At 52.8% G+C, this 11,961-nt stretch carries 13 protein-coding genes; 7 read left to right on the top strand and 6 right to left on the bottom strand.

Annotated features, from left to right (window positions below; genetic code table 11):
• Window positions 1-121 precede the first annotated feature (121 nt).
• From prs to lolB, 3 genes are all read right to left on the bottom strand, one after another.
• Window positions 122-1,069, bottom strand: coding sequence for a ribose-phosphate diphosphokinase (prs, locus tag P2W74_RS10475; protein WP_001298109.1), 948 nt, complete (start codon window positions 1,067-1,069; stop codon window positions 122-124).
• Window positions 1,070-1,335: 266 nt separating this feature from the next.
• Window positions 1,336-2,187, bottom strand: a complete 852-nt coding sequence (gene ispE / locus P2W74_RS10480) for a 4-(cytidine 5'-diphospho)-2-C-methyl-D-erythritol kinase (protein WP_276294876.1) — start codon at window positions 2,185-2,187, stop codon at window positions 1,336-1,338.
• A complete protein-coding gene (gene lolB / locus P2W74_RS10485; protein ID WP_203360983.1) occupies window positions 2,184-2,807 on the bottom strand; it encodes a lipoprotein insertase outer membrane protein LolB in 624 nt (207 codons plus the stop codon). Before lolB ends, ispE begins: the two co-directional genes overlap by 4 nt.
• Before the next feature lie 306 nt (window positions 2,808-3,113).
• Here lolB and hemA point away from each other — a divergent pair, with 306 nt between their 5' ends.
• From hemA to kdsA, 6 genes are read left to right on the top strand one after another with little or no spacing between them, the layout of a single operon-like run.
• On the top strand, window positions 3,114-4,370 hold the full coding sequence (gene hemA / locus P2W74_RS10490) for a glutamyl-tRNA reductase (RefSeq protein ID WP_276294877.1): 1,257 nt from the start codon (window positions 3,114-3,116) through the stop codon (window positions 4,368-4,370).
• A gap of 40 nt (window positions 4,371-4,410) precedes the next feature.
• Window positions 4,411-5,493 carry a peptide chain release factor 1 gene (prfA, locus tag P2W74_RS10495; protein WP_276294878.1) on the top strand — a complete coding sequence of 361 codons (1,083 nt, stop codon included), beginning with the start codon at window positions 4,411-4,413 and terminating at the stop codon, window positions 5,491-5,493.
• The gene (gene prmC, locus P2W74_RS10500) at window positions 5,493-6,326 is read left to right on the top strand and encodes a peptide chain release factor N(5)-glutamine methyltransferase (protein WP_276294879.1); all 834 of its coding nucleotides are present in this window, start codon (window positions 5,493-5,495) and stop codon (window positions 6,324-6,326) included. The genes prfA and prmC overlap by 1 nt, the downstream gene beginning before the upstream one ends.
• Entirely contained in the window at window positions 6,323-6,715 is a 393-nt protein-coding gene (gene sirB2, locus P2W74_RS10505; protein ID WP_276294880.1) for an invasion regulator SirB2, read from the top strand. The genes prmC and sirB2 overlap by 4 nt, the downstream gene beginning before the upstream one ends.
• Window positions 6,716-6,718: 3 nt before the next feature.
• Window positions 6,719-7,528 (top strand): invasion regulator SirB1, encoded by an 810-nt coding sequence (gene sirB1, locus P2W74_RS10510; protein WP_276294881.1) that lies wholly within the window; start codon window positions 6,719-6,721, stop codon window positions 7,526-7,528.
• Between the two features lie 36 nt (window positions 7,529-7,564).
• The gene (gene kdsA / locus P2W74_RS10515; RefSeq protein WP_003020772.1) at window positions 7,565-8,419 is read left to right on the top strand and encodes a 3-deoxy-8-phosphooctulonate synthase; all 855 of its coding nucleotides are present in this window, start codon (window positions 7,565-7,567) and stop codon (window positions 8,417-8,419) included.
• Window positions 8,420-8,508: 89 nt separating this feature from the next.
• On the opposite strand, the gene chaA is transcribed toward kdsA, so the two are convergent.
• Window positions 8,509-9,609, bottom strand: coding sequence for a sodium-potassium/proton antiporter ChaA (chaA, locus tag P2W74_RS10520; RefSeq protein ID WP_276294882.1), 1,101 nt, complete (start codon window positions 9,607-9,609; stop codon window positions 8,509-8,511).
• 532 nt (window positions 9,610-10,141) lie between these two features.
• Here chaA and P2W74_RS10525 point away from each other — a divergent pair.
• Window positions 10,142-10,837, top strand: coding sequence for a gamma-glutamylcyclotransferase (locus tag P2W74_RS10525; protein WP_276294883.1), 696 nt, complete (start codon window positions 10,142-10,144; stop codon window positions 10,835-10,837).
• A gap of 30 nt (window positions 10,838-10,867) precedes the next feature.
• On the opposite strand, the gene P2W74_RS10530 is transcribed toward P2W74_RS10525, so the two are convergent.
• Both P2W74_RS10530 and P2W74_RS10535 read right to left on the bottom strand, forming a co-directional pair.
• Window positions 10,868-11,113 carry a DUF1883 domain-containing protein gene (locus P2W74_RS10530; RefSeq protein ID WP_276294884.1) on the bottom strand — a complete coding sequence of 82 codons (246 nt, stop codon included), beginning with the start codon at window positions 11,111-11,113 and terminating at the stop codon, window positions 10,868-10,870.
• A gap of 324 nt (window positions 11,114-11,437) precedes the next feature.
• The gene (locus P2W74_RS10535; protein ID WP_276294885.1) at window positions 11,438-11,791 is read right to left on the bottom strand and encodes a DsrE/DsrF/TusD sulfur relay family protein; all 354 of its coding nucleotides are present in this window, start codon (window positions 11,789-11,791) and stop codon (window positions 11,438-11,440) included.
• Window positions 11,792-11,961 lie beyond the last annotated feature (170 nt).

Genomic DNA, 11,961 nt, shown 5'->3' on the forward strand with positions numbered 1-11,961 from the left:
AATGTTTCATCCATGAGCGCATCATCTGTCAACTAAATGGCAGGTGAAGGAGGCATAAGTCATACAAATAAGGACTACAGACAAAAAAACCCGCCGCAGCGGGTCTTTGAGCCGGGTTCGATTAATGTTCGAACATAGCAGAGATTGATTCTTCGTTGCTGATACGACGAATCGCTTCGGCCAGCATACCCGACAGGGTCAACGTACGCACGTTCGGCAGTGATTTGATTTCATCGCTCAGTGGAATGGTGTCACAGACAACGACTTCATCAATCACAGAATTACGCAGGTTGTTTGCCGCATTACCGGAGAAGATCGGGTGAGTTGCGTAGGCGAATACACGCTTGGCTCCACGTTCTTTCAGCGCTTCTGCAGCTTTGCACAGCGTACCACCGGTATCGATCATATCATCAACCAGCACGCAGTCACGACCTGCGACGTCACCGATGATGTGCATCACCTGAGAAACGTTAGCACGCGGACGGCGTTTGTCGATGATAGCCATATCGGTATCATTCAGCAGCTTAGCGATAGCGCGGGCACGCACGACGCCACCAATATCCGGAGAAACCACAATCGGGTTGTCCAGGTTCAGCTGCAGCATGTCTTCTAACAGAATTGGGCTACCGAATACGTTATCAACCGGTACGTCAAAGAAGCCCTGGATCTGTTCAGCATGCAGGTCAACGGTCAGTACACGGTCAACGCCGACGCTGGACAAGAAGTCCGCGACGACTTTTGCCGTAATCGGCACACGAGCGGAACGTACACGACGATCCTGACGCGCATAGCCAAAGTAAGGGATAACGGCGGTGATACGGCCTGCGGAAGCACGGCGCAGAGCATCGACCATAACGACCAATTCCATCAGGTTGTCGTTCGTTGGGGCACAAGTGGACTGGATGATGAAAATATCACCACCGCGTACATTTTCATTAATTTGTACGCTGACTTCGCCGTCGCTAAAGCGACCTACAGCGGCGTCGCCGAGAGAAGTGTACAGGCGGTTGGCAATACGTTGTGCTAGTTCCGGGGTGGCGTTACCAGCAAAAAGCTTCATATCAGGCACGAGAAGAACCTCAGGCATGCGTCCATTGGTGGATAGAATCTGCCAAAAACTGTGCGGGCCAGGCAATATCCTATCCAGGCGGTGTATTAAAGAGCGCGATGCAACGTCTGGAACAAGGTGACGTTGTCACCGAAACTCAGCTTGCCCGGCTTACTCCTCATCATTCACGTTTCGTGTGTGCTGGCATCGTGTACTCGCACCAGGCACATACTGCTGTATGCTCCTGGCGATGGGTAAATTCGCCAACTTACTGAAACGCGGACAATTTAGAGTAACGTTTTATGCAATGGGGAGAGGTTGACACCCTTCGCCACAAAGCCGTTAAACCATTCCGGGGCTTGCTCAAGCACCTGGCGTGCATGGGACTCTGTATCGAATTCAGCAAAGACACAGGCCCCTGTACCAGTCAGGCGCGACGGCGCGTATTCTAACAGCCAGGAAAGCGCCGCATCAACCTCGCGAAAACGTTTTCTTGCGATAACCTCGCAATCGTTGCTGAATTCACATTTTAATAACGTTTCTATTGACCTTTTTGGCGTGTTACGTGGAAGTTGCGGATCTTTGAAAATAGTGGGAGTTGGGATGCTTACGCCAGGATGCACCACCAGATACCATTTCTCAGGTGGCGTGACCGGCGTCAGGATTTCTCCCACGCCTTCAGCAAACGCCGCATGCCCACGAACAAAGACCGGCACGTCCGCGCCCAGCGTTAAGCCCATTTCTGCCAGTTCATCGACCGAGAGCGCGCACTGCCACAGATGATTCAGCGCCACCAGGACGGTGGCTGCATTGGAAGAGCCGCCTCCCAGACCGCCGCCCATTGGCAAACGTTTCTCAATGCGAATATCCGCACCGCTTCCCGCAGGCAGTTGTCCACGCGCAGAGGCGGTTTTCATCAGCAAACGCGCGGCGCGAACGATTAGGTTATCGTCGTTCTCAACGCCCTCGACAGGCGTTAGCAGATGGAGTTCACCATCGTCGCGTGTTTCAATGCTGATGGTGTCGCCATAGTCCAGAAACTGGAACAGCGTTTGCAACGTGTGATAACCGTCCGCACGCTGTCCGGTGATGTATAAAAAGAGATTCAGTTTTGCAGGGGATGGCCAGTGGGTCATCATTTCACAATCCAGTTATCCATTTTCAGCTTGATACGCTGACTTCCGTCAGACAGTTCCATATTCGCAGGCATCGCAGGCTGCGTTTTGCTGTCATAGCCGCCGTAGACCACCTTCCAGTTTTTCCCGTCCTGGCGGTATTTCAGTTCGCTCAGACGGTACTTGTCGTCCAGGGTGTAATCGGTGGCATCGCCCGGTAGCCCCAGAATCCACTGGCGCAGGCTATTGAGCGGAATGGGCATCCCGGTCAGCTTGCCAATCATCTCTTCTGCATCGTCGGCGGTATAGTGCTTACCTTTGTTGTCGACAAGCTCCACATTGCCGGGTTGGACATTCAGCTCCAGCTCCGTGCTGCCCAGCGGGTTCGTTAATAGCAGGCGATAGCGGTCCTGTCCCGTTTGTTGCCAGAAGAAGCGGGCGTAAACCTTCTGTTGGTCAGAAATATAGGCAAATGCGCCGCGCGTCTGATATTGGTGCAGGTTGCGCACCTCCTGCTGATGCTGACGCCATTGCGGGGAATCCGGGCTTTGACCGGGGCCTTTCGGGGCGTTGATGGTACAGGCGGTGAGGACCAGGCTCGCCAGCGGCAGCAGGCGGATCAGGCGAAAATCAGGCAGGGTCATAGTGATGACAAATCCTTGTAGTACGGTGCAAAAATTGCCTGACGGCGCTACGCTTAAATCAGGCCTACAAACTCAACCCGTAGGCCGGAGCAGGCGAATGCGCCGCCATCCGGCAACATCTTGCCATCGGTTGCAGTTATAACCCTTAATGCTAGCGCCGCCACAGGGTATCGTCTATGGTCAAGTTATCTTAATTTGTGCGGTAAGCTATTACTCCAAAAGGGGGGACTCTCTTTTATTGACCTCGCGCATCCTGTATGATGCACCCAGTCTAACCTTATCAACGCTGGTACTATTCCCGCACACATGACCCTTTTAGCGCTTGGTATTAACCATAAAACAGCACCTGTATCGCTGCGAGAACGTGTCACGTTTTCGCCGGATACGCTCGATCAGGCGCTGGAAAGCCTGCAGGCGCTGCCCATGGTGCGAGGCGGAGTGGTGTTGTCCACGTGTAACCGTACCGAGCTGTACCTTAGCGTTGAAGAACAAGAAAACCTGCAAGAAGCGCTGATTCGTTGGTTATGCAATTACCATAACCTGAACGAAGAAGACCTGCGCAACAGCCTCTACTGGCATCAGGATAACGACGCCGTAAGCCATCTGATGCGCGTTGCCAGCGGTCTGGATTCACTGGTGCTGGGCGAGCCGCAAATCCTGGGACAGGTGAAAAAAGCGTTTGCTGATTCAAGCCGGGGCCACCTGAACGCCAGCGATCTGGAGCGCATGTTCCAGAAGTCGTTTTCTGTGGCGAAACGCGTTCGTACGGAAACAGAAATTGGCGCCAGCGCTGTCTCTGTGGCATTTGCTGCCTGTACGCTGGCGCGGCAAATCTTTGAATCGCTGTCCACCGTGACCGTGTTGCTGGTCGGGGCGGGGGAGACCATCGAACTGGTTGCGCGCCATCTGCGCGAACACAAAGTGAAGAAAATGATCATCGCCAACCGTACCCGCGAACGTGCGCAGGTATTGGCAGATGAAGTAGGCGCTGATGTTATCTCGCTCAGCGAGATCGACGAACGTTTGCCGGATGCGGATATTATTATCAGTTCGACGGCCAGTCCGTTGCCGATAATCGGTAAAGGGATGGTCGAACGGGCGTTGAAAAATCGCCGCAACCAACCGATATTGCTGGTCGATATCGCCGTTCCGCGCGATGTTGAACCGGAAGTTGGGAAGCTGGCGAACGCTTATCTTTACAGTGTTGATGACCTGCAAAGCATTATTTCCCACAACCTGGCGCAGCGTAAAGCGGCGGCCGTGGAAGCGGAAACCATTGTTGAACAGGAAACCAGCGAATTTATGGCCTGGCTGCGCGCTCAAAGCGCCAGTGAGACTATTCGCGAATATCGCAGCCAGTCAGAACATGTTCGTGATGAATTAACCGCAAAAGCGTTAGCCTCCCTTGAACAGGGCGGAGACCCGCAGGCTATTATTCAGGATCTGGCGTGGAAACTGACCAACCGCCTGATTCATGCGCCAACCAAATCTCTTCAGCAGGCCGCCCGTGACGGGGATGACGAACGCCTGAATATTCTGCGCGACAGCCTCGGGCTGGAGTAGCAGCACACCAATCTATTTTTTACAGGGTGCATTTACGCCTATGAAGCCTTCTATCGTTGCCAAACTGGAAGCCCTGCATGAACGCCATGAAGAAGTTCAGGCATTGTTGGGTGATGCGGGAACCATCGCAGATCAGGAACGCTTTCGCGCATTGTCGCGTGAGTATGCGCAATTAAGCGATGTTTCTCGCTGTTTTACGGACTGGCAACAGATTCAGGACGATATTGAAACAGCACAGATGATGCTCGACGATCCTGAAATGCGTGAAATGGCGCAGGATGAACTGCGCGAAGCAAAAGATAAATGTGAACAACTGGAGCAACAGCTGCAGGTTCTGCTGTTGCCACAAGATCCGGACGACGAACGTAACGCATTCCTCGAAGTGCGTGCCGGGACCGGTGGTGATGAGGCGGCGTTGTTTGCCGGCGATCTGTTCCGTATGTACAGCCGCTATGCCGAAGCTCGCCGTTGGCGGGTGGAGATCATGAGCGCTAACGAAGGCGAGCATGGCGGTTATAAAGAGATCATTGCCAAAGTGAGCGGCGACGGCGTTTACGGCAGACTGAAATTCGAATCTGGCGGCCATCGTGTGCAGCGTGTACCGGCGACGGAGTCACAGGGGCGTATCCATACTTCCGCCTGTACCGTAGCGGTGATGCCGGAAGTACCCGAAGCGGAACTGCCGGATATCAACCCGGCTGACCTGCGTATTGATACCTTCCGTTCATCAGGGGCGGGTGGTCAGCACGTTAACACCACCGATTCTGCAATCCGTATTACCCACTTGCCGACCGGCATTGTCGTCGAGTGTCAGGACGAACGTTCACAGCATAAGAACAAAGCCAAAGCGATGTCGGTGCTGGGGTCGCGTATTCGTGCAGCCGAAGTGGCAAGACGTCAGCAGGCGGAAGCGTCTGAGCGTCGTAACCTGTTGGGCAGCGGCGATCGCAGCGATCGTAACCGCACCTATAACTTCCCGCAGGGGCGCGTCACCGATCACCGCATCAACCTGACGCTTTACCGTCTGGATGAAACAATGGAAGGTAAACTGGACATGCTCATTGAGCCGATTGTCCAGGAGTATCAGGCCGACCAACTGGCAGCGTTGTCCGAGCAGGAATAATGGATTACCAGCACTGGCTGCGTGACGCGATAAGCCAATTAGCGCAGAGCGAAAGCCCGCGTCGCGATGCCGAGATCCTTCTGGCGCATGTGACCGGCAAAACGCGTACCTTTATCCTGGCGTTTGGCGAGACGGCGTTAACCGATGCGCAGTGCGATCAACTGGCTGAGTTACTCGCTCGCCGCCAGCGGGGAGAACCCATTGCCCATTTGATTGGGGTGCGTGAATTCTGGTCGCTGCCGCTGTTTGTCTCACCGGCTACGCTGATCCCGCGACCTGATACCGAGTGTCTGGTCGAGCAGGCGCTGGCGCGTTTGCCTGCCACCGCATGTCGCATTCTTGATTTGGGAACCGGTACTGGCGCCATTGCGCTGGCGCTGGCGAGCGAACGCCCGGACTGCGATGTGGTTGCGGTCGATCGCATGGCCGACGCGGTCGCGCTGGCATTGCGTAATAAAGCGCATCTGGCGATCCCCAATGTACATATCCTGCAGAGCGACTGGTTCAGCGCATTGCAGGGGCAGTCGTTTGAGATGATCGTCAGTAATCCGCCGTATATTGATGCGCAGGACCCGCACCTTTATCAGGGCGATGTGCGATTCGAACCGTTGTCGGCGCTGGTTGCCAGTGATCAAGGGATGGCGGATATTGCGCACATTATTGCGCAGGCGCGTCATGCGCTGACCCCCGGCGGCTTTCTGCTACTGGAGCACGGCTGGCAGCAGGGGGCATTGGTCAGAGACGCATTCAGTCAGGCGGGGTATACGCAGATTGAGACCTGTCGTGATTATGGCGATAACGAGCGTATCACGCTTGGGTGTATCGCGTTATGACGACGTTTAACCTGCTTCTTGGTGTTCATCTCATCAGTATTGCGCTTTCAGTCAGTCTGCTGACGCTACGTTACTGGTGGCGTTACAGCGGAAATCCGCGGGCAACCGCCCGCTGGACACGGATTGTGCCGCCGGTTATTGATACCGTATTGCTGCTGAGCGGCGTGGCGTTAATCCTTAAAACGCACGTCCTGCCATTCACCGAACAAGGTACATGGCTGACTGAGAAGTTGTTTGGAGTTATCATTTACATCGTTTTGGGTTTTATTGCGCTTGATTATCGTCAGGCGCGCAGTCAGCAGGCGCGTGTGATCGCTTTCCCGCTGGCGCTGGTGGTGCTGTACATCATCATTAAACTCGCCACCACAAAAATACCGTTACTGGGGTAAGTCATGAAGTCGTTAGCTGATTTCGAATTTAATAACGCGCCATTGTGCGATGGGATGATCCTGGCATCGGAGTCGATCCGTCTGGATTTCCCGACGCAATCTGTCTACGACGAGCTGGAACGACTGGCCAGTCTGGCGCACGAAGAAATTAGCCAGCTCCTGTCTCAGGATGAGCAACTGGAAAAACTGCTGGCACTGTTTTATGGCGAATGGGGATTTACGGATACCCAGGGCGTCTACCGTCTTTCTGATGCACTATGGCTCGATCAGGTTCTGAAGAACCGGCAGGGCAGCGCAGTCTCGCTGGGGGCTATCTTACTGTGGGTGGCTAACCGCCTGGATCTCCCTCTGGTTCCGGTGATTTTTCCGACGCAGCTGATTCTGCGAATTGAATCACTGGAAGGGGAAATGTGGCTGATTAACCCGTTCAACGGTGAAACGCTTGATGAACATACGCTGGAAGTCTGGCTGAAGGGGAACATCAGCCCGGTGGCGGAACTGTTCAACGAGGATTTAGATGAAGCCGATAACGCTGAAGTAATCCGTAAATTGTTGGACACCCTGAAGTCATCATTAATGGAAGAGCGGCAGATGGAGCTGGCATTGCGTGCCAGTGAAGCGTTACTGCAATTTAATCCAGAAGATCCGTATGAGATACGTGACCGCGGATTGATTTACGCGCAGCTGGAATGTGAACATGTTGCGCTGACCGATTTAAGCTATTTCGTTGAACAGTGTCCGGAAGACCCGATCAGCGAAATGATTCGTGCGCAGATTAATACTATTTCGCACAAGCAAATTGTACTGCATTAATTTATCGACATTCTTACTCATCACTAAGGCGATCCTATGAAACAAAAAGTGGTTAGCATTGGCGACATCAACGTGGCAAATGACCTGCCGTTCGTGCTGTTTGGCGGTATGAACGTGCTGGAATCCCGCGATCTTGCGATGCGCATTTGTGAGCACTATGTGACTGTTACTCAGAAACTGGGTATTCCTTATGTGTTCAAGGCCTCTTTTGATAAAGCCAACCGTTCCTCGATTCACTCTTACCGTGGCCCAGGCCTGGAAGAAGGGATGAAAATCTTCCAGGAACTGAAGCAGACGTTTGGCGTGAAAGTGATCACCGACGTTCATGAAGCCAGCCAGGCGCAGCCTGTTGCGGATGTCGTTGACGTGATTCAGTTGCCAGCGTTCCTCGCGCGTCAAACCGACCTGGTTGAAGCGATGGCGAAAACCGGTGCCGTTATCAACGTGAAAAAACCCCAGTTCGTCAGCCCGGGTCAGATGGGTAACATCGTCGACAAATTCCACGAAGGCGGTAACGACAAGGTTATTCTGTGCGACCGCGGCGCTAACTTTGGTTACGACAACCTGGTTGTCGATATGCTGGGCTTTAGCGTGATGAAGAAAGTCTCCGGTAACTCTCCGGTTATTTTCGACGTCACCCACGCACTGCAGTGCCGCGATCCGTTTGGCGCAGCCTCTGGCGGTCGTCGTGCTCAGGTTACCGAACTGGCGCGTGCCGGTATGGCGGTGGGTCTGGCGGGTCTGTTTATTGAAGCGCATCCGGATCCGGCCAACGCAAAATGTGACGGTCCGTCAGCGCTGCCGCTGGCCAAACTGGAGCAATTCCTGACCCAGATTAAAGCGATTGATGATTTGGTGAAAAGCTTCGACGAGCTCGACACCGAGAACTAAGTTGTCCCGTTACTACGTCGACTGGCGTTTAAGCGCCCGATGTAACGACATAAAAAAACCCGCAGCGCGGGTTTTTTTACATTTGTGGCTCAGGCAAATATTGTCATCAAATAGGCGACAAACAATGCCAGATGCGCAGCGCCGTTCAGGACGTTAGTACGTCCCGTTGAGAATGAGATATGGCAGAGGACTAACGATGCCACCATTACCACCATTTCGGGTGCGCCTAACCCAAAGACCAGATCGTTGCCGGTTGCCCATGCAATCAGCGTAACGACCGGTACGGTCAGGGAAATGGTCGCCAGTACGGAACCAAAGAACAGGTTCATGGCGCGCTGTACCTGGTTACTCAATACCGCTTTCAGTGCTCCTAATCCCTCAGGGGAGAGAATCAACAGCGCCACCAGGAAACCGGTAAATGCCACGGGGGCATTCATTTCGGTCAATAACATTTCCAGCGGGTTGGCGTTCATTTTTGTCACGGCAATGACGGCAATCAGATGTACGATCAGCCATATTGCGTGCCACATATTGCTGTGTGCTGAAGGTTTGCCGTGATGCGGGTCATCGTCGTCACCCTCATCCTCATGCTCGTAGATAAAAAGGTTTTGGTGCGTTCTGGTTTGAATCAGTAAAAATACGCCATACATTGCTGCGGAAATCGCGGCAACCAACAGTGCCTGACCGGTGGAAAAATCCGCACCCGGCAACGCCATTGGAAAGACCAGAACGATAATCGCCAGCGGAAACAGAGCAATAAGATATTGCTTAATACCAAACAAATTCACATATTGCGTGGCAAATTTACGGCCGCCTAACAGTAAAGAAAAGCCGACCAGACCACCCGTCACGATCATAATGATCGAATAGAGCGTGTCGCGCATCAGGGTTGGCGCAGCATCGCCGGTTGCCATCAGGGCAGAAATTAAACTGACTTCGAGAATAACCACCGAAAGGCTTAAAATCAGTGAGCCATAGGGTTCGCCGAGGCGATGGGCTAATACATCCGCGTGACGGACAACGCTGAACGCGCTGCTTAAAATACCAACAAGGGCAAGAATATTAATTCCGATGACCGCTGGTAGTGACTGACTGCCTCCCCACAGGAACAGTACCACCAGGGCTACAACCGGGAAAATAAGCGAAGACTCCTTGTGGCGGGTTTTTACCGCCTCATGCGCATGCGTCATTATGATTCTCCATCTGTGCAGGTGCTTTTAATTATAAATGTAACAAAGATTGTGAAAAGTAACAGAAAACGCAGCCTGACCAGAGTGGTTTTACGAAATTTTACCGCATTGCCGCCTGGTGCAGGCAAAGTGAATAAAAGCATCTATCTTGTTTATAGAGTATTTAAATAACAGCAGATTAGTATTTAGATAAAACAAAAAATAAGCGCAGCAAATTAATATGTGCGATGCGCTGTACATCATTTCACTCCCGGAAAAGACGTTGTGTGCAGACGAAAGGGGCGTGAGAAAAGAGTACGAAAATGTAACGATGCCAGATGAGGAGAAAAACCGAATAGTATCGTTTCCAGAGAGTTAGTGATTCCTGCGATACGCGCGATGAGCAATTGGTGCGCCGCAGCAGGGCAGTTGTCTTGCATGCGGCCGGTGAATTGCATATTGTCCTGTTATTGGTTTCAGAATGAACAGCAAAAATGCCCGGAAGGCGTCAAAAAAAGTGTCACAGGGAAGTATGCAGTGGCGGAGGTGTAAGGTGTTAACGCGTGATTTTTTATTAAATGCCGACTGTAAGACGGCATTTGGTGCTATTGAAGAATCACTATTCTGGTCAGCAGAACAACGGGCAGCCTCACTGGCGGCCACGCTTGCAGGTAGACCAGATGATGGACCGGTGTGGATCTTTGGTTATGGATCGTTGATTTGGAATCCGGCGTTAGAGTTTGATGAGTCCTGTACCGGCACCTTAGTCGGCTGGCATCGGGCATTTTGTCTTCGTCTGACGGCGGGGCGCGGTACGGCGTGTCGGCCTGGCCGCATGCTGGCGCTGAAAGAGGGCGGGCGCACCACCGGCGTTGCCTACCGGCTACCTGACGACACGCTTGAACAGGAGCTCACGCTCTTGTGGAAGCGAGAGATGATCACCGGGTGCTATCTGCCGACATGGTGTCAGTTAGCGCTTGATGATGGCCGGACGGTGAATGCGCTGGTCTTTATTATGGACCCCCGTCATCCGTTGTTTGAATCCGATACCCGGGCGCAAATCATTGCGCCATTGATTGCCCGCGCCAGCGGCCCCTTAGGCAGCAACGCGCAATACCTGTTCTCCCTTGAACAGGCGCTGGTTAAGTTGGGTATGCAGGATGATTGCCTGAACGAGCTGGTGGCGAATGTCAAAGCGCTGCTGGGGGATGCGCCATCAGAAGGCGTTCTCAGACCCGGTTTTGCCTAAACCAGGCCCCTGCAATCAGGGGCCAGATTATCAGGCTGCAATATAACTGATCGAGTGCTCCAGCGATTGACTGTGGGCGTCGATCAGCACATTCCATACACCGGTGTACGGTACGGTCAGCCAGGCGTTGTCACGATCCTGCACGCTTAAAATATCGGTCTGCGTGTCTTTGGCGTGTGTGCTGTCACTCATTAAATGAATGTGGCAGCGCCCGGAACAGCGCACCACCACGGTATCCCCGCCAAACAATTTCAAACTTGTTTTCACTAATGCCATTTTTCACCCCGTCCTGAAATCAACTGACTTCCTTGCGGAAGAACTGCGTGATGTTGTTCACATTTCGCTCATTGCATAACACCAAAGGGGAGGGTTGCCGATGCTGATTTTGATCAAAAAATGGCATGACGATTCAACAAAGCTGATAAAATTTCTCAGAAACGTTTCAGAGGCGTGATAACTTTTGGTGAATAGATGTCTGTATAAGATTAAATTCGAAAATGCCGTACATTTTCAGCGAGCTTGCCTGTCGACGACCACTGGCAGGCAAGTTCGGGTAATGAAAAGTTCGCTGAAATAGGCAGGTCATTCCAGCGACGAACCTCAGAAGGTGAGCACCTTATCGGCTGCCAGCGTCCACTGCGCCAGTTCGACAAGCGTGCCGACTTCCACGCCATCAATGAGTGGCAGGGCAGTAATCCCGCGACCGTCGGCGCAGGTCTTACATAATTTCACCGGTACGTTCTGGGCGGTCAGAATTTCCAGCATTTGCTGAATATTGTAGCCTTCAGCAGGTTTCTGCCCGCGCAGACCCGCTGTCACCGCATCAGACATCAGAAACAGACGCAGATCCAGGTCGCTGGTCTGTTCGCGCAGTGCGATGGCCAGACGCAAACTGTTGAATAACGACTCACTGCCGTAAGCCGCGCCGTTGGCGACGATCACTATCTTTTGCATTTTGACTCCTGTTCTCCGGGATAAGCTAATCTTCCTTTGGGTATGTTACCGCGCAAGCGGAGCATTACCAATGAAAGTCTGGGAGAATTACCACCCCGGTAAAGCGTAAGGATATTCCTGAAAGCGTGAGAAAAAGCTGCAAAATGGACGTTGAGCAGGTATCTTTTAAC

The sequence above is a fragment of the Citrobacter enshiensis genome (genome assembly GCF_029338175.1).
In the GTDB taxonomy this organism is placed as follows: Bacteria; Pseudomonadota; Gammaproteobacteria; order Enterobacterales; family Enterobacteriaceae; genus Citrobacter_D; species Citrobacter_D enshiensis.